19 protein-coding genes are annotated in these 17309 nt (G+C 68.6%); 10 read left to right on the top strand and 9 right to left on the bottom strand.

What is annotated here, in order from left to right; translation table 11 throughout:
- Window positions 1-77: 77 nt before the first annotated feature.
- The 8 genes from efeU (at window position 78) to AC1RAD_RS20845 (ending at window position 8157) form a co-directional block, all read left to right on the top strand.
- Window positions 78-914 carry an iron uptake transporter permease EfeU gene (gene efeU, locus AC1RAD_RS20880; protein WP_307694778.1) on the top strand — a complete coding sequence of 279 codons (837 nt, stop codon included), beginning with the start codon at window positions 78-80 and terminating at the stop codon, window positions 912-914.
- Between the two features lie 11 nt (window positions 915-925).
- Window positions 926-2104 (top strand): iron uptake system protein EfeO, encoded by a 1179-nt coding sequence (efeO, locus tag AC1RAD_RS20875; RefSeq protein WP_492736943.1) that lies wholly within the window; start codon window positions 926-928, stop codon window positions 2102-2104.
- 22 nt (window positions 2105-2126) lie between these two features.
- Window positions 2127-3428: an iron uptake transporter deferrochelatase/peroxidase subunit gene (gene efeB, locus AC1RAD_RS20870; protein ID WP_159275669.1), complete on the top strand. Its 1302-nt coding sequence runs from the start codon at window positions 2127-2129 to the stop codon at window positions 3426-3428.
- A gap of 44 nt (window positions 3429-3472) precedes the next feature.
- Window positions 3473-4309, top strand: a complete 837-nt coding sequence (efeO, locus tag AC1RAD_RS20865) for an iron uptake system protein EfeO (protein WP_492736941.1) — start codon at window positions 3473-3475, stop codon at window positions 4307-4309.
- 140 nt (window positions 4310-4449) lie between these two features.
- Window positions 4450-4749, top strand: coding sequence for a FeoA family protein (locus AC1RAD_RS20860; RefSeq protein WP_307586733.1), 300 nt, complete (start codon window positions 4450-4452; stop codon window positions 4747-4749).
- Window positions 4742-6637: a ferrous iron transporter B gene (feoB, locus tag AC1RAD_RS20855; RefSeq protein ID WP_492736939.1), complete on the top strand. Its 1896-nt coding sequence runs from the start codon at window positions 4742-4744 to the stop codon at window positions 6635-6637. The genes AC1RAD_RS20860 and feoB overlap by 8 nt, the downstream gene beginning before the upstream one ends.
- 27 nt (window positions 6638-6664) lie before the next feature.
- Complete coding sequence (locus AC1RAD_RS20850; RefSeq protein WP_062477175.1) at window positions 6665-6967, top strand: DUF6587 family protein; 303 nt, start codon at window positions 6665-6667, stop codon at window positions 6965-6967.
- Between the two features lie 5 nt (window positions 6968-6972).
- Entirely contained in the window at window positions 6973-8157 is a 1185-nt protein-coding gene (locus tag AC1RAD_RS20845; RefSeq protein WP_492736937.1) for an FAD-dependent monooxygenase, read from the top strand.
- A gap of 266 nt (window positions 8158-8423) precedes the next feature.
- On the opposite strand, the gene AC1RAD_RS20840 is transcribed toward AC1RAD_RS20845, so the two are convergent.
- From AC1RAD_RS20840 to kynB, 4 genes are all read right to left on the bottom strand, one after another.
- Window positions 8424-9677, bottom strand: coding sequence for an SMI1/KNR4 family protein (locus tag AC1RAD_RS20840; RefSeq protein ID WP_492736935.1), 1254 nt, complete (start codon window positions 9675-9677; stop codon window positions 8424-8426).
- A gap of 94 nt (window positions 9678-9771) precedes the next feature.
- The gene (kynA, locus tag AC1RAD_RS20835) at window positions 9772-10632 is read right to left on the bottom strand and encodes a tryptophan 2,3-dioxygenase (RefSeq protein WP_492736933.1); all 861 of its coding nucleotides are present in this window, start codon (window positions 10630-10632) and stop codon (window positions 9772-9774) included.
- The gene (kynU, locus tag AC1RAD_RS20830; RefSeq protein WP_492736931.1) at window positions 10629-11909 is read right to left on the bottom strand and encodes a kynureninase; all 1281 of its coding nucleotides are present in this window, start codon (window positions 11907-11909) and stop codon (window positions 10629-10631) included. Before kynU ends, kynA begins: the two co-directional genes overlap by 4 nt.
- Window positions 11910-11922: 13 nt before the next feature.
- Window positions 11923-12567, bottom strand: coding sequence for an arylformamidase (kynB, locus tag AC1RAD_RS20825; RefSeq protein WP_492736929.1), 645 nt, complete (start codon window positions 12565-12567; stop codon window positions 11923-11925).
- A gap of 175 nt (window positions 12568-12742) precedes the next feature.
- On the opposite strand from kynB, the gene AC1RAD_RS20820 reads away from it, so the two are divergent.
- Window positions 12743-13219, top strand: a complete 477-nt coding sequence (locus tag AC1RAD_RS20820) for an Lrp/AsnC family transcriptional regulator (protein WP_070062307.1) — start codon at window positions 12743-12745, stop codon at window positions 13217-13219.
- A 12-nt stretch (window positions 13220-13231) separates the two neighbouring features.
- On the opposite strand, the gene AC1RAD_RS20815 is transcribed toward AC1RAD_RS20820, so the two are convergent.
- Genes AC1RAD_RS20815 through AC1RAD_RS20800 form a run of 4 tightly spaced genes read right to left on the bottom strand, consistent with a single transcriptional unit; the run spans window position 13232 to window position 16284 of the window.
- Window positions 13232-13549 carry a YkgJ family cysteine cluster protein gene (locus tag AC1RAD_RS20815; RefSeq protein WP_062477195.1) on the bottom strand — a complete coding sequence of 106 codons (318 nt, stop codon included), beginning with the start codon at window positions 13547-13549 and terminating at the stop codon, window positions 13232-13234.
- Complete coding sequence (locus AC1RAD_RS20810) at window positions 13546-14106, bottom strand: hypothetical protein (RefSeq protein WP_369646124.1); 561 nt, start codon at window positions 14104-14106, stop codon at window positions 13546-13548. The genes AC1RAD_RS20815 and AC1RAD_RS20810 overlap by 4 nt, the downstream gene beginning before the upstream one ends.
- A gap of 34 nt (window positions 14107-14140) precedes the next feature.
- Window positions 14141-15076 (bottom strand): ornithine carbamoyltransferase, encoded by a 936-nt coding sequence (gene argF / locus AC1RAD_RS20805; protein ID WP_139706507.1) that lies wholly within the window; start codon window positions 15074-15076, stop codon window positions 14141-14143.
- Window positions 15073-16284 (bottom strand): aspartate aminotransferase family protein, encoded by a 1212-nt coding sequence (locus AC1RAD_RS20800; RefSeq protein ID WP_492736926.1) that lies wholly within the window; start codon window positions 16282-16284, stop codon window positions 15073-15075. Before AC1RAD_RS20800 ends, argF begins: the two co-directional genes overlap by 4 nt.
- Window positions 16285-16444: 160 nt before the next feature.
- Between AC1RAD_RS20800 and AC1RAD_RS20795 the strand changes: the two genes are divergently transcribed.
- Window positions 16445-16783 carry a DUF3579 domain-containing protein gene (locus AC1RAD_RS20795; protein ID WP_119558463.1) on the top strand — a complete coding sequence of 113 codons (339 nt, stop codon included), beginning with the start codon at window positions 16445-16447 and terminating at the stop codon, window positions 16781-16783.
- A 163-nt stretch (window positions 16784-16946) separates the two neighbouring features.
- Here the strand turns inward: AC1RAD_RS20795 and rpsT are convergent, their stop codons facing one another.
- The gene (gene rpsT, locus AC1RAD_RS20790; protein WP_056571937.1) at window positions 16947-17261 is read right to left on the bottom strand and encodes a 30S ribosomal protein S20; all 315 of its coding nucleotides are present in this window, start codon (window positions 17259-17261) and stop codon (window positions 16947-16949) included.
- Window positions 17262-17309: the final 48 nt, after the last annotated feature.

Here is a 17309-nt window from a genome sequence, read left to right as displayed (position 1 = left end):
GATGGGGTATCCTCGGGCCGTTCTCTGAAAAATGCACCACATCGGGGCATTTTCAAAGAACGTTCTTCTGTTCCGAGATGCTCATTCCCTTTCTCATCATGCTGCGCGAAGGCATCGAAGCCGCGCTGATCGTCGGCATTGTTGCCAGTTACCTGAAACAAAGCGGTCGCGGCGTGCTGATGCCCGCGGTGTGGGTCGGCGTGCTGCTGGCCACCGCGCTGTCGCTGTTCGCCGGCGCCGGCCTGCAACTGCTGGCGGCGGAGTTTCCGCAGAAGCAGCAGGAGCTGTTCGAAGGCGTGGTCGGGCTCATCGCCGTGGTCATGCTGACCACGATGGTGTTCTGGATGCGCAAGGCGGCCCGCTCCATCAAGGGCGAGCTGCATGCGTCGATCGACAAGGCGTTGGCGCAGCATGCCGACGGGCAGGGCTGGGCGCTGATCGGCATGGTGTTCCTGGCGGTCGCGCGCGAGGGGCTGGAGTCGGTCTTCTTCCTGCTGGCCGTGTTCCAGCAGAGCACCGGCTGGGAAGCGCCCGTGGGCGCGCTCGCCGGCATCGCCGTGTCGGTGGTGGTCGGCTGGGGCATCTACTCGGGCGGCGTGCGGCTCGACCTGCGCCGCTTCTTCCGCTTCACGGGCCTGTTCATCCTGCTGGTCGCGGCCGGGCTGCTGGCCGGCGTGCTGCGCAAGCTGCACGAGGCCGGCGTGTGGAACCAGCTGCAGACCGTGGTGTTCGACATGAGCGAAACCCTGCCGATGGACAGCCCCGTGGGCGCCGTGCTGTCGGGCCTGCTGGGCTACCAGGCTGCGCCCGTGGTGGGCGAGGTGATCGTCTACCTGGCCTTCCTGGCCGTGGCCCTGTTCTTCTTCCTGCGCCCGGCCGCCGCGCCGGCGCCGCGCACGGCCGTTGCCGGCTGATTTTTTTCCCGATGTCTTCCTCCTCTTCTTCGTCATCGACGCTCATGCGCGTCGCCGTGGGCGCCTCGGCGCTGCTGGTCGTCGCCGGCCTCGCGGCCTTCTGGTACGCCTCGAACCAGGCGCGCAAGGCGCCGCCCAAGGCGGTCGACCACGCCGTCACCGTCACGATCCGCGGCAACGCCTGCGACCCCAACGAGATCACCGTGCCCGCGGGCCGCACGACCTTCACCATCGTCAACCAGTCGAACCGCGCGCTCGAGTGGGAAATTCTCGACGGCGTGATGGTGGTGGAAGAGCGCGAGAACATCGCGCCCGGCTTCTCGCAGACCATGACGGTCAAGCTCTCGCCGGGCGACTTCGCCATCACCTGCGGCCTGTTGAGCAACCCGCGCGGCAAGCTGCACGTCACGCCGTCGGCGGCTTCGCTGGCCGAGGAAGCGCGGCCGTCGCTCGTCAACTACGTGGGCGCGCTGGCCGAGTACCAGGTGTTCCTGCGGCTGGAGGCCGTCACGCTCGACGACGCGGTGCGCGCGCTGGCCGATGCCGTCAAGGCCGGCGACCTGGCGCAGGCGCGCGCGCTCTACGCGCCGGCCCACCAGGCCTACAAGCGCATCGAGCCGATGGCCGAGCTGTTCGCCGACCTCGACGCGCGCATCAACGCCCGTGCCGACTACTTCGAGAAGCGCGAGGCCGACCCGGGCTTCAGCGGCTTCCACCGCATCGAGTACGCGCTGTACGGCCAGGGCGACGCGAAGGCACTGGCGCCGGTCCTCGACCAGCTGCTGGCCGATACCGAGATGCTGCAGGCGCGCCTGCGCGAGCTGAGCGTGCCGCCCGAGCGGCTCGCGAGCGCCGCCTCGAAGCTGCTGCGCCGCGTGGCCGACAACCTGCCCGCCGGCGGTGAAGACCACTACGGCCATGCCGAGCTGGTGAACCTGCAGGGCAGTTACGAAGGCACCAAGAAGATCGCCGACCTGCTGCAGCCGCTGCTGGTGAAGGCCGCGCCCGCGCAGCAGAAGGCCGTGGACGAGCGCTTTGCCGCCTTCGACGCCGCACTGGCGCCGTACCGCGCCGGCGAAGGCTTCCAGCCCGCGCCGCTGGACGACGCGCAGCGCCAGGCGCTGGCCGTGCCGGTGCGTGCGCTGGCCGAGGAACTGGGCAAGGTGAACGCCGCGCTCGGTCTGGAATGAGTTGAGAGAGAACGACGACCCCATGGAACCGACGAAGAAGAACGACACCGCTCCTGCCTCGCCGCACCGCCGCCGCATGCTCGGCGCCGCGGGCGTGGCCTTTGCCGGGCTCGCCGCCAGCGCGCGTGCCGGCGCGGCCATTCCGGGCCCGCCCGACACCGGTGCGCAGGTCACCGACGCGCCGCAGAGCACCCACACGCAAGACCGCGTGCCCTTCCGCGGCAAGCACCAGGCGGGCGTCGTCACGCCGCGCCCGACGGCCGGCATGATCGCCTCGTTCTACGTGCTGGCCGAGAACCGCGCCGACCTGGAGCGGCTGATGCGCACGCTCACCGAGCGCATCGCCTTCCTCACGCAGGGCGGCCCGCAGACCGACCCCGACCCCAAGCTGCCGCCCGCGGGCTCCGGCATCCTCGGCCCGGTTGTGCAGCCCGACGGGCTCACCGTGACGGTGTCGGTCGGCGCCTCGCTGTTCGACGAGCGCTTCGGCCTCGACAAGAAGAAGCCGCTGCGCCTGAAGCCGATGCAGCGCCACCCGAACGACGCGCTCGACGCCGCGCTGTGCCACGGCGACCTGTCGATCCAGTTCTGCGCCAACACGCCCGACACCAACATCCACGCGCTGCGCGACATCATCAAGAACACGCCCGACCTGCTGGTGCTGCACTGGAAGCAGGAAGGCTCCGTGCCGCCGATCCCGGCCGTGGCGGGACAGCCCGCGGAGAGCGCACGCAACTTCCTGGGTTTTCGCGACGGCTCGGCCAACCCCGACTCGGCGGACGACACGCTCATGAACAAGCACGTCTGGGTGCAGCCGAACGGCGACGAGCCCGCCTGGGCCGTGGGCGGCAGCTACCAGGCGGTGCGGATCATCCGCAACTTCGTCGAGCGCTGGGACCGCACGCCGCTGCAGGAGCAGGAGGCCATCATGGGCCGCCTCAAGCCCAGCGGCGCGCCGCTGGACGGCGGCAAGACCGAGCACGACGTGCCCGACTACACGAAGGACCCCGAAGGCAAGGCGACGCCGATGGACGCGCACATCCGCCTGGCGAACCCGCGCACCAAGGCCTCGGACGCCAACCTGATGCTGCGCCGGCCCTTCAACTACTCGAACGGCGTCACCAAGTCGGGTCAGCTCGAGATGGGCCTGCTGTTCATCTGCTACCAGGCCGACCTTGAGAAGGGCTTTGTCGCCGTGCAGACCCGCCTCGATGGCGAGCCGCTCGAGGAATACATCAAGCCCATCGGCGGCGGCTTCTTCTTCACGCTGCCGGGCGTGCAGGGCGCCGACGACTGGCTCGGGCGCAGCCTGCTGGCCGCCTGATCGCTCCCTTTTTCATCACCACAGCACCGCATCCAAGGAGATCCATGACCGTGCAGTTCCGCCGCCGCTTCCTCGCCGCTTTCGTCGCAGGCTTTGCCGGGCTCTACGCCGTCGGCGCGCAGGCCGCCGTGTCGCCACTCGAGCTGGTCGGTCCGATCTCGGACTACAAGATCTACGTGACGCAGAACGTGCGCAAGCTGGCGGCCGATGTGCGCGTGTTCACCGCCGCCGTGAAGGCCGGCGACATCGAGAAGGCCAAGAAGCTCTACGCGCCCACGCGCACCAACTACGAACGCGTGGAGCCCGTGGCCGAGCTGTTCACCGACCTCGACCAGTCGATCGACTCGCGCGCGGACGACCACGAGAAGGCCGAGAAAGACCCGGCCTTCATCGGCTTCCACCGCATCGAGTACAGCCTGTGGACGCTCAAGAGCACCAAGGACCTGAACCCCGTGGCCGACAAGCTGCTGGCCGACGTGCTCGAGCTGCAAAAGCGCCTGGGCGCGCTGACCTTCCCGCCCGAGAAGGTCGTGGGCGGCGCCGCCGTGCTGATGGAAGAGGTGGCCGCCACCAAGATCTCCGGCGAGGAAAACCGCTACAGCCACACCGACCTGTGGGACTTTCAGTCGAACTTCGAGGGCGCCTACAAGATCGTCGAGCTGCTGCGCCCACTGGTCGTGAAGCAGGACAAGCCCTTCGCCGAGAAGGCCGACGCCAACTTCAAGGTGGTGTTCGACACGCTGGCCAAGTACCGCACGGCCGACGGCGGCTTCGAAACCTATTCGAAGCTCACCGAGCGCGACCGGAAGATGCTGGCTGGCCGGGTGAATACGCTGGCCGAAGACCTGTCCAAGCTGCGCGGGATGCTCGGACTGAACTGAGTCCGGCCCCGGGGGACGCGCTCATTTCCGGCTGACCCGGGACTTTTTGGGGTTGGTCAGGTTTTCGCGAGTGAGAATTGCTAGCATCTGGCTTTTGCTTACTGGCGTGTCCCGGGGTTTCCGGGGGGCGCACCTCCACCGTGCGAAACAACGACCTCGGCGCAGCGCCGACCATCACCGCGCTGAGCCTCGACCAGCTTCCGTCCCATCAGTGGGCCACCGTGCTCGACGTGGCCCGCCCTGACAGCGCGGACGACCGCGAGCTGGTGCTGCGCCTGACCGAAATCGGCTTCGTGCCGGGCGAGGCCGTGCGCATCGTCGCCACCGGCACCCCGGGCCGCGAGCCGCTGGCCGTGCGCCTGGGCCACACCACCTTCGCGCTGCGCCGCCACGAGGCCGCGCTGATCCACGTCACGCCGGGGGCCGCGAACCATGGTTGAAGCCGTCATCCAGGGGCCGGGCCGTCTCGGCGCCACCGCGCAGCCCGCGCGCATCGCGCTGCTGGGCAACCCCAACTGCGGCAAGACCGCGCTCTTCAACCTCCTGACCGGCAGCCGCCAAAAGGTCGCCAACTACGCCGGCGTGACCGTCGAGCGCAAGGAAGGCACGCTGCGCACGCCCACCGGCCGCCGCGTGTTCGTGCTCGACCTGCCGGGCGCCTACAGCCTGAACGCCCTGAGCGCCGACGAGGCCGTCACGCGCGACATCGTCACCGGCCAGGCGCAGGAAGCGCTGCCCGACCTGCTCGTGTGCGTGACCGACGCCACGAACCTGCGCCTGAACCTGCGGCTGGTGCTCGAAGCGCGCCAGCTCGGCCTGCCGATGGTGGTGGCGCTCAACATGACCGACATGGCCAAGAAGCAGGGCATCGCGGTCGACACCGCCGTGCTCTCGCGCGAACTCGGCGTGCCGGTGATCGAGACCGTGGGTGTCCACACCGGCGGCGCGAAGAACTTGCTCGAGGCGCTCGACGCACCGGTCGCCGCCGCGGCGCCCCAGCCCTGGAAGGCGCCCGGCCTGGACGACGTGCTCGCCACGCAGCGCGAGGTGCGCCGCATCCTCGGCCTGGCCGTGAAGGAGCCCGTGGGCAGCCTGGACACCAGCGACCGCATCGACCGCGTCGTGATGCACCCGGTGTGGGGCATGCTGGTGCTGGCCGTCACCATGTTCCTGATGTTCCAGGCCGTGTTCAGCTGGGCCAACGTGCCGATGGACGCCATCAAGGCCGGCACCGAAGGGCTGGGCAACCTCATCAAGACGCACATGCCCGAGGGCATGCTGCAGAGCCTGCTGGTCGACGGCGTGATCGCGGGCGTGGGCGGCGTGATCGTGTTCCTGCCGCAGATCCTGATCCTGTTCCTGTTCATCCTCGCGCTCGAAGACTCCGGCTACCTGCCGCGCGCGGCCTTCCTGCTCGACCGCCTGATGGGCACCGTGGGCCTGTCGGGCCGCTCGTTCATTCCGCTGCTGTCGAGCTTTGCCTGCGCCATTCCGGGCGTGATGGCCACGCGCACCATCAGCAACTGGCGCGACCGCATCACGACCATCATGATCGCGCCGCTCATGACCTGCTCGGCGCGGCTGCCGGTGTATGCGCTGCTCATCGCGGCCTTCATTCCGGCGCGCGAGGTGGGCGGCATCTTCAACCTGCAGGGCGTGGTGCTGTTCGCGCTGTATGTGTTCGGCATCGTCTCGGCGATGGCCGTGGCCTGGGTGATGAAGCGCTTTCGCGACAGCACGAGGCACTCGCCGCTGCTGATGGAGCTGCCGGCTTACCGCTGGCCGAACCTGCGCAACCTGGCGCTGGGCCTGTACGAGCGGGCGTGGATCTTCATTCAGCGCGTGGGCACGATCATCCTCACGCTCACGATCCTGCTGTGGTTTTTGTCGACCTTCCCGTCGCCGCCCGAGGGCGCGACCGGCCCCGCCATCCAGTACAGCCTGGCCGGCATGATCGGCCGCGGGCTGGAGCACATCTTCGCGCCCATCGGCTTCAACTGGCAGATCTCCATCGCGCTGGTGCCGGGCATGGCCGCGCGCGAAGTCGCGGTGGGCGCGCTGGGCACGGTGTACGCGCTCTCGGCCACCGGCGACGACGTGGCCAGCGCGCTGGAGCCGCTCATCGCCGGCAGCTGGTCGCTGGCGACCGCGCTGTCGCTGCTGGTCTGGTACGTGTTCGCGCCGCAGTGCATCTCGACGCTGGCGGCCGTCAAGCGCGAAACCGGCTCCTGGAAATACGTGTGGATCATGGCGGGCTACTTATTCGCCCTGGCATACGTGGCATGCTTCTTGACCTATCGCATTGCACTCGCTTTCGGCGCGGGGTAAAACCACAGGGAAAGGGTTGAAGAAGACATGACACAGCAACTGATCGTCGGATTGATCGTCGCGGCCGCCGCGCTCTACGCGGTCTGGCGCTGGATGCCTGCCGGCTGGCGCCGTGGCGCCGCGCGCAAGTTCGCGGCCGGCACGCAGCGCGCGGGCCTCATCGACCAAGCCCGTGCCGATCAGCTCGCCGCCTCGCTGGCCAAGACCTCGGGCTGCGGCTCGTGCGACAGCTGCGGCAGCTGTGCCCCCAAGAAACCCGCTGGCGCCGACCCGGCCGACAGCCACAGCAGCCCCGCGCTGACTTCCACCACGCCCAGCACCGGACGCTGAGTCCGATGCCCGCACACATCCTCGTCGCCGGGGGCGGGATCGGGGGGCTGGCCACGGCGCTGGCGCTGTCCCGCGCCAAGCACCGCGCCGACGTCTTCGAACAGGCCGCCGAGTTCGGCGAAATCGGCGCCGGCGTGCAGCTCGGCCCCAACGCCACCCGCCGCCTTCAACAGCTCGACCTCGGCCGCGGCCTCGCGGCCATCGCGGCGCGTCCGGAGGCGCTGGTGGTCCACCGCGCCGGCAGCGGCGCCGAACTGGCCCGCATGCCGCTGGGCGATGCCATGCAGCAGCGCTACGGCGCGCCGTACTGCTGCGTGCACCGCGCCGATTTGCACACGCTGCTGCTCGATGCCGTGCGCGCGCAGGGCACGGGCTCGCTGGTCACGGCCGCGCGCATCCGGCAGGTCGAGACCAGCGACGACCTGGTCTGCGTCTCGAGCAGCGACGCGCGTGCGTGGGAGGGCGAGGCGCTGGTGGGGGCCGATGGCCTGTGGAGCCTGGTGCGGGCACAGCTTGAATCCGCATCCGCCGAAGCGCCGCCGCGCGTGACGGGCCACACGGCGTGGCGCGCGTTGGTGCGTCAGGCCGACCTGCCTGCTGCGCTGCGTCGTTCGCGCGTCGATGTGTGGCTCGGGCCGCGTCTGCATGCGGTTGCGTACCCGGTGCGCGCGGGGGACGCGCTCAATGTCGTCGTGATCGCCGAATCTGCACCGGCTGGCGATGCGCGCGATTGGGACCAGGCCAGCAGCCTTGTCGCGCTGAAGCAGGCGATGGGGCGCAGCTGTGCGAGCCTTCAGTCATTGCTCGACGCGATGCCTGCTTGGCGTGCGTGGACGCTGAGCGACCGTGCGCCCGTGGCCGGGCCTGGCGACATGGCGCACGAGCGCGTGGCGCTGGTGGGCGATGCTGCGCATCCGATGGTGCCGTACCTTGCGCAAGGCGCTGGCATGGCGATCGAAGATGCGGTCGCGTTGGCGGATGCCTTGGGTGATACCTCGGCGCTGGGTGTACCGGCTGCGTTCGCGCGTTATGCCGAGGCGCGCTGGGAACGCAACGCGCAAGTGCAGGCGCGTGCGCGTCGCAATGGCGAGATCTTTCATGCCACCGGTGCGGTGCGCTTCGGGCGCGACATGGCGATGCGCTTGCTGGGCTCCCGGCTGCTCGATCAGCCCTGGCTGTACGGCGGTTGATTCGGGGCGCGTGCCCAGGCCACCGGGTACTTCCCTCCGCGAATGTCCCCCGGGGCTTCGCCCCTCCTCCTTGATTTCGCTGCGGGAAGCACCCAGTGTCCTGGGCACGATGGGCGCGGTCGTTGTGCTGGCCGATCAACGACCGCACTGCCCAACGCTCACGCCGATGGGGTGCCTTGCGCAGCGAAATTAAGGAGGAGGCCGCAGGCCGGGGGACATTCGCGGAGCAAGGTGCCCCGTCGGCGTGAGCGTCGCCCCGAAAAAAGTCAGAGCCGGAACGTCTGCAGATGCTCGATGCGCTCCGCGAGACCTTCCTGCCCCAGGTAATGCCCCTGCGTCCCATCGCGCATCTGCGCGAGCGTGGTTTCCAATTCGACCAACATCGCATCGCGATCCGCCACGAAGGCCGGCGGCACGTCGATGCCGATCTGCGTGCAGGCGTCGGCGATCAGATGCGCGCTGGCGGGCGCACCGCAGGCCGCGCATTTCACGATGGCCGCCACGGTCGGCTCGGCGCCGTTGTCCAGCAGGGCGCGCGTGAGTTCGGGCGAGATCTGGCCGTCGATGTTGCGCAGCACGTCGGATGCCACCGGCGCGCCTGCGCGCACCAGCGCTGCCGCGGCGGCGAAGGCGCTGTGTCCCACGGCCACGTCGGTGGCGAGTGCACTGCCTTCATGCGGCCCTTCGAAGTTCAGGCCTGCGGCGGCAAGTTCGGCGACCAGCGCAGCGTCGTCGGTGGCAATCGCGTGGCGCAGTGCTGCGCGTGCGAGCGCCGGGTGATGGCGCAGCGTGCCGTCGGCCAGCGGCGTGCGCCAGTCGACGATGGCGCGGCAATAGAAGGTGACCAGCTTGTCCATCAGGTCGAGGTCCAGCCCGTAGCCTTCATGGCGGTCGTCGAGGTAGGCGAGCAGCGCCTGCCCCGAGAAGTAGTCGCCCGTCGGCGCCAGCGGGTCTTCGTCGAGATGCAGCGCCGCTAAGGCGCCATACAGGTCGGCCGCGACGGGGCTCAGGCCGTCTTCGTGCAGCGCATGCGTCCAGGCCTGCGGCAGGCCCTGCTTCCACGCGATGACCTGGCCGTGCGTGGCGCCGGGCTCGACCACCGCGTAGACGCGGTCGCAGTACTCGAAGCCGCCGAAGGGCAGGTGCGTGAGCTTGCCGCTCCAGGGCGTGCCGCTGTCTTCGGCCCCTTCCTCGGCGAGTTCCTGTTCGTGTTCGATCCAGCCCTGCAGATCGCGGTAGCCGTCGCTGCCATCCCAGAACAATTCTGACCAGCTGACGCTTTCGACATTGCCGTTCATCGGCAGCGCGAGGTCGTAGTCGAGGCGCCCGCCCGCCGTGTGCTGCCACAGCGCGACCAGCGCCTCGGGCAGCGGGCCGGCGCACAGCGCCTGCACCGCATCGATCTGCTGCTGCGGCATCGGCGGCTGCGCGTCGAAGATCACGCGATCGGCGAACAGCACGACGCCATGTTCGCGCAGGGTGGAGAGCTCTTCGGCAGAGAACGAGGTGTTGTTGTTCATGGCAGCGGCCTCCGTGTTCTCCAAAATGTAGCGCTTTGCGCCGAGGGAGCAACCCTCGTTCGCCCGGGGCTGCTGCAAGCCCCTGCATGACGCACTACAGATCGGTGCGCAGCTTCCAGATCTCGGGGAACAACACCACGTCGAGCATCTTGCGCAGGTAGCTCACGCCCCCCGTGCCGCCGGTGCCGCGCTTGAAGCCGATCACGCGTTCGACCGTGGTCACGTGGCGGAAGCGCCAGAGGCGGAAGGCGTCTTCGAGGTCGGTGAGTTTTTCGCCGAGCTGGTACAGGTCCCAGTGGTCGTGCGGGTTGCGATAGACCGTGAGCCAGGCGGCCTCGACGCCGTCGCTCGATTCGTAGGGCTGGGTCCAGTCGCGCTCCAGCCGGTCGGCGGGCACGGGCAGGCCGTGGCGTGCGAGCAGGCGCAGCGACTCGTCGTACAGCGAGGGCGCGCGGTAGGCCGCGTCCACCTGCGCGAGCAGGTCGGCGCGGTGCGCGTGGGGCTTGAGCATGGCGGCGTTCTTGTTGCCGAGCAGGAACTCGATGCAGCGGTACTGCGCGCTCTGGAAGCCGCTGGAGTTGGCGAGGTAGGGGCGCATCGCCGTGTACTCGGGCGGCGTCATGGTCGAGAGCACGGTCCATGCGCTCACCAGCTGTTCCATGATGCGGCTCACGCGCGCGAGCATCTTGAAGGCGTCGGGCAGGCGCTCTTGCGCGATGCACTGCACGGCGGCGTGCAGCTCGTGCAGCATGAGCTTCATCCAGAGTTCGCTGGTCTGGTGCTGCACGATGAACAGCATCTCGTCGTGCGCGGGCGACAGCGGATGCTGCGCGTTCAGGATCTCGTCGAGGTGCAGGTAGTCGCCATAGCTCATGGACTTGCTGAAGTCCAGCTGCGCCTTCTCTTCGTGGACGATGGACTCGGGGGTCTTGTTGTTGTCGTTCTCGGTGCTCATGTCACTGCGTTCTTGCGGTTGAATTCGGCGCGTCGCCACTCGCCGGTCTCGAGCACCTGCACGAGGTGTTCGACCGAGTGCCACACGTCCTCGAAGCCGAGGTACAGCGGCGTGAAGCCGAAGCGCAGGATGTCGGGCATCTGCGAATCGCCGGCGCGGTAGTCGCCGATCACGCCGCGCGCGATCAGCGCCTGCACGATGGCGTAGGCGCCTTCCTCGCGGCTGAGGCACACCTGCGAGCCGCGCAGTGCGTGGTCGCGCGGCGTGACAAGCGAGAGGCCTTGTCCTGCGCAGCGTTGCTCGACCAGCTGGATGAACAGGTCGGTGAGCGCGAGCGACTTTGTGCGCAGCGCGGCCATCGCACCGCCGGTGCCGTTGAAGGCTTCGGCGGCCAGCACGGTGTCGAGCCCGCACTCGAGGCCGGCCAGCGCGATGACCGGTTGCGTGCCGCACAGGTAGCGGCCGACGCCTGGCGCGGGGCGGTAGTGCGGCGTGAACTCGAAGGGCGCCGCGTGGCCCCACCAGCCCGACAGCGGCTGCTCGAACTGGCCCGCGTGCTTCGTGTTCACCCAGGCAAAAGCGGGCGCGCCGGGGCCGCCGTTGAGGTACTTGTAGCCGCAGCCGATGGCGTAGTCGGCGTTGCTGTCGTTGAGCGCCACGGGCACGGCGCCCGCGCTGTGCGCCAGGTCCCACACGGTGAGCGCGCCCGCGGCGTGCGCGGCGGCGGTGACGGCCTTCATGTCGTGCATGGCGCCGGTGCGGTAGTTGACGTGCGTGAGCATGAGCACGGCGACCTCATCGGTCAGCGCAGCAGGCAGCTCGGCTGCATCGATGAGCTTCAGCGTGAAGCCGCGCTCACGGCACAGTGATTCGGCGATGTACAGGTCGGTGGGGAAGTTGCTGCGCTCGCTGATCACCAGCTTGCGTCCGCTGGCCTTCTGCTGCGAGAGCGCCGCGAACAGCACCTTGTAGAGATTGACGGACGTGCTGTCGGTGCACACCACCTCGCCGGGCGCGGCGCCGATCAGGCGGGCCACCTTGTCGCCCAGGCGCTGCGGCAGGTCGAACCAGCTCGCGGTGTTCCAGGAGCGGATGAGGCCTTCGCCCCATTCCTTGGCCACCACGTCGGCGATGCGCGCGGGCGCGGCCTTGGGCAGCACGCCGAGCGAGTTGCCGTCGAGGTAGAGCACGCCCTCGGGCAGGGTGAATTGGTCGCGCAGGGCGCGCAGCGGGTCTTGCGCGTCGAGGGCGCGGCAGTCGGCGAGGGTCGTCGTCATGGAAGGGAGGGTTTCAGCGGGGAAGTTCGCGCAGCACGGCGCGCACGGGGGAGGCATCGGCGCTTGTCAGCTTGAGCGGCAGCGCGATGAGTTCGTAGTCGCCCTCGGGCACGTCGTCGAGCACGAGGTTCTCGAGCACGCGCAGGTCGAGGTGGCGGATGCGCTGGTGGCTGTCGAGCGTCTTGCTGTCGGCCGGGTCGATGCTGGCGGTGTCGATGCCGATGAGCTTCACGCCCATGGCCGCCAGGCGCTCGACGGTGGCGGGTGCATAGGCCGCGAGCTGCGGGTCCCAGCGGTCGACGGGCATGGCCGGGTAGGTGCGCACGAGCACGCGCGGGGGCAGCGTGTCGTTCACGGCATGCGCGATGTGCTCCCAGGTGACCAGCGGGCCGCGGCCGATCGCGTGGATCACGCGGCACGGGCCGAGGAAGGGCGCGAGGTCGACCTGGCCGATGGTCTGGCCTTCGGGGGCGTAGTGCAGCGGCGCATCGGCATGGGTGCCCACGTGCGGCGACAGCGTGATCGCGCTCACGTTGACCGGGCAGCCGGGGCCGATGGTGGCGCACCACTGCTGCGAATACGGCGTGTCGCCCGGGAACACCGGGCTGCCGGCGTGCACGGGGGCGGAGATGTCCCAGAGTCGGAGCGGGGCGGTCATGGCGGGCGGCAGGGCGAAGGAAGAAAAGGGCAGTGTGGGCCGGTTGGTGTCGGTCCACAAGGGGCCGTCGGGTGCCGAATGCTATGCGCAGTGACTGCCTTGCGTCGAGAAGTTATCCATCAATCATCGAAAGATTGAATAATCTATTCAATCGACGAGAAATGGAGAAAAAATCATGCAAGCCGACCTCGACCGAACCGACCTCCAGCTGCTGCGCGCGCTGCAGGACAACGCCCGCCTGACCTCGGGCGAGCTGGCGCAGATGGCGCATCTGTCGCAGTCGCCGTGCTGGCGCCGGGTGAAGAAGCTGGAGGACGACGGCGTGATCGGCGGCTACCACGCGGGCCTGAACCGGCGCGCGCTGGGTTTCGGCGTGCTGGCCTTCGTGATGGTCGGCATCGACCACCAGACCGAGATCTCGTCGCGCGCCTTCGAGGACGCGGTGTGTGCGATTCCCGAGGTGGTGATGTTCCACGGCATCTCGGGGCCGGCGGATTTCATCCTCGTGGTGGTCGCGAAGGACCTCGACGCGTATTCCGACCTGCTGCAGCGCAAGCTGCACCGGCTGCCGGGCGTGCGCCATGTGCAGACGCATTTCTCGCTGCAGGAGTTCAAGGGGCAGCTGGGCGGGTTGCCGGTACCCATGGCCTGAGCCGGCCTGCCGTCAGTGCAGTTCGTCGGACAGCATCGGCAGCCCATGCCGCAGGCGCGCGCGCTGGCAGGCGTCGCTGCCGGCCTGCAGCTCGTGGCAGGGGTTGGGTCGCCATTCGTAGATGCCGCAGGCCACCGACTGGCCGATCTTGCCGGTGAGCGCGGCGCAGCGCGCCGGCGTGTGGTCGGTGCCGCGCATGCGGCACAGGGCGTCGTTCACGTCGACCGCCAGGCCCGAGGGCACGCGGCCGCCGTGGTCGTCGAGCTCGTGCACGCTGAAGTCGACGCGGTAGCTGGCGCAGCAGGCGCCGCAGGTCTGGCAGGGATTCATGGGGCGAGCAGCGCGGCGTCACGCACGCGCTGCAGCATGCGGCGGCGGATCAGCCCGCTCGCGGGACGGATCAGCAGCCAGTAGGCGGTGAAGCGGCGCTGCGCGGCGGCATCGCCGCACCAGACCCGGGTACGCGTGGTGAGCCGTGTGCCCGTGCCTTCGGGCTCGGCCGTGAAGTGAAGCACCAGCTTGGCCAGGCCCGTGGCATCGAGCGCGGCGAAGGCCGGGCCGTCGGCCAGCGGGACCAGGCCGTAGTCGAAGCGCCAGAAGCGGCCGGCCAGGCCGAAGGCCAGCTCGCGTTCGCCGTCGCGCCCCAGCGGCGTGAAGTCGGCAAAACCGAAGGCCTCGCGCTGGCGCAGCGTGGGGGCGGCGAGGCCGAGCCGGCTGGCCAGCCGGTTCGGCAGTTCGCGCAGCGCGATCAGGCTGCGCGCCACGGGGTCGTCGGTGATCTCGGGCCGGGCCGCCACGTCGAGCACGCGCGCAGGCGACGCGGGCACGTGGAGGCTGTGCGTCTCCGCGAACTGGTAGCGCGGCAGGTAGCGGTTCATCAGCTCCATGCGGCGCCTGGGTGGGTCAGCGGTTCGGTGCCTGTCAGAGCCTGCCGAGCAGCAGGAACTCCATCAGCGCCTTTTGCGCGTGCAGGCGGTTCTCGGCCTCGTCCCACACCACCGACTGCGGGCCGTCGATGACCTCGGCCTGCACTTCCTCGCCGCGGTGCGCGGGCAGGCAGTGCATGAAGAGGGCGTCGGTCTGGGCGATGCGCATCATGTCCTCGTCGACGCACCAGTCGGCGAAGGCCTTGCGGCGCGCCTCGTTCTCGGCCTCGTAGCCCATGCTGGTCCACACGTCGGTGGTGACGAGGTCGGCGCCGCGGCAGGCTTCCATCGGGTCCTGGAAGACCTTGTAGCTGTCGCCCGAACGGATGCCCGCGATCGACTGGTCGACCTCGTAGCCGCTGGGCGTGCTCACGTGCACGGTGAAGCCCAGGATCTCGGCGGCCTGCAGCCAGGTGTTGGCCATGTTGTTGCCGTCGCCCACCCACGCCACCGTCTTGCCCTGGATCGAGCCGCGGTGCTCGATGTAGGTGAAGATGTCCGCCAGGATCTGGCAGGGGTGGAACTCGTTGGTCAGGCCGTTGATGACGGGCACGCGCGAGTGCGCGGCGAAGGCGTCGATCTTGGTCTGCTCGTAGGTGCGGATCATCACCAGGTCGACCATGCGGCTGATGACCTTGGCGCTGTCCTCGATGGGCTCGGCGCGGCCCAGTTGGCTGTCGCCCGTGGTCAGGTGCACCACGCTGCCGCCGAGCTGGTACATGCCGGCCTCGAAGCTCACGCGGGTGCGCGTGCTGGCCTTCTCGAAGATCATGGCCAGCGTGCGGTCGACCAGCGGCTGGTGCTTTTCGTAGGTCTTGAACTTCTTCTTGATGATCGCCATGCGATCGAAGAGGTAGACGTACTCGTCGGCCGTGAGGTCCGAGAACTGCAGGTAGTGGCGCAGGGCGTTCGGTGCGGCGGCGGTCGTCATTGCGCAACGGGCTCCGAGAGGAAGGTTTTGACGATCGGCGCGAGGATCGCGACGATCTCGTCGGCTTCGGCAATGCTCAGGATGAGCGGCGGCACGAGGCGGATCACCTTGTCGGCCGTCACGCTCAGCAGCAGGCCGGCGTCGCAGGCGCGGTTTAGGATCACGCCGCAGGGACGGTCGAGCTCGATGCCCAGCATCAGGCCCTGGCCGCGGATTTCCTTCACGCCCGGCAGGCCGCCGATTTCGCGTTCCAGCGCGGCCTTCAGGTGGGCGCCCACGGTGGCGGCGTTCTCGAGCAGCTTGTGCTCTTCCATGATGCGGATGGTTTCCACACCGGCGCGCATCGCCAGCGGGTTGCCGCCGAAGGTGGTGCCGTGGTTGCCCGGGCCGAAGATGTTGGCGGCCTTGGGGCCGGCCACGACGGCGCCGATCGGCACGCCCGAGCCCAGGCCCTTGGCCAGCGGCATCACGTCGGGCTTGATGCCCGCCCACTGGTGGGCGAACCACTTGCCGGTGCGGCCCATGCCGCATTGCACTTCGTCGATCATCATGAGCCAGTCGCGCTCGTCGCACAGCTGGCGCACCTGCTTGAGGTAGTCGACGCGCATCGGGTTGATGCCGCCTTCGCCCTGGATGGTTTCGAAGAACACGGCGACCACGTTGGGGTTGCCTTCGGTGGCCTTCTTCAGGGCCTCGATGTCGTTCAGCGGCACGCGGATGAAGCCTTCGACCAGCGGGCCGAAGCCGGCCTGCACCTTGGGGTTGCCGGTGGCCGACAGCGTGGCGATGCTGCGGCCGTGGAAGGCGGCTTCGTAGACGACGATCTCGGGGCGCTCGATGCCCTTGTCGTGGCCGAACTTGCGCGCCAGCTTCAGGGCGGCTTCGTTGGCTTCCAGGCCGGTGCAGCAGAAGAAAGCGTTGGTCAGGCCCGACAGCTCGGTGAGCTTGGTGGCGAGCTGTTCCTGGCCGGTCACGTGGTAGTAGTTGGAGCTGTGGATCAGCTTGGTCAGCTGGTCCTGCAGGGCGGGCACCAGCTCGGGGTGGTTGTGGCCCAGCGTGTTGACGGCGATGCCGCCCAGGCCGTCGAGGTAGGCCTTGCCCGTGGTGTCCCAGACTCGGCAGCCCTGGCCGTGCGACAGCGCGATCGGCAGGCGACCGTAGGTGTTCATGACGTGGGGCGAGGTGGGTTGCTGGGCGGTGGCGCTCATTCGGTTCTCCAGATAGGGAACGCGAATTCTAGGCGTGCGGTTTGACGGCTTCGTTGAGGATTCCGCATCACAGCAATGCCCCCCATTCAGGATGCAAAAAGGGCCCCGGATACAATCGCTTGCTGCACCGCAGCACCTGTTCCGGTCGCCTCACTTCACGATGATTTCCCCCAACGCCAAAGAAATCTTCATCCAGGGCATCACCCACGATGGCCGCACTTTTCGTCCCAGCGACTGGGCCGAACGCCTCGCCGGCGTCATGTGCTCCTTCCGCCCCGGCGGCGCCTACCCGGGCAGCCACCTGAGCTACTCGCCCTGGTGCATTCCCACGACCATCAACGGCGTGAAATGCGTGGTGGTGAACCGCGCCCTGCGCGACGCCGAGCCCATGGCCTGGGACTTCTGCGTGAACTTCGCCAAAGACAACAACCTGCAGGTGGCCGAGGCCTGCCTGGTGCCCGACCCGGCGGACACGCCGCCCCCTCCCAAAAAGGCCTGACTTCCAGGCCTTTTTCTTTTCTGCGCGGGCCGCCCTGGCCTGGGCACTTTTCGAGCGCCCATGAAAAAACCGCCCGAAGGCGGTTTTTCACTTTTGCTTGCTGCAGCGCACCCCGATCAAACGGCGGACCGGAGGATTCCGGTCCGGGCTTGCCTGACAGGTGTCAGGCGGCGGCCTTTTCAGGCGCCAGGGCGAGGGCCTTGACCTTGGCCGACAGGCGGCTCTTGTCGCGGGCGGCCTTGTTCTTGTGGAAGATGCCCTTATCGGCGACGGTGTCGACGATGCTCTGGGCCTTCGCGAACAGTTCGCTTGCCTTGGTCTTGTCGCCAGCCAGAACAGCCTTTTCGACGTTCTTGACAGCGGTACGGTATTTGGAGCGCAGCGAGGTGTTCGCAGCGTTGAGCTTGACGTCCTGGCGGACGCGCTTGCGGCCCGACGCGAGGCGCGGGTTCTTCTTCTTGGGCTTGGCGGATGCCATATTTAGTGTTCCTTAGGTGTCTGAGGATGATGCAGCAAAGCCCTCCAT

This window comes from Variovorax sp. GW823-FHT04B03 (assembly GCF_058796495.1).
The sequence above is the reverse complement of the archived record's forward strand: the minus strand, read 5'-3'. Positions and strand labels throughout refer to the sequence as shown.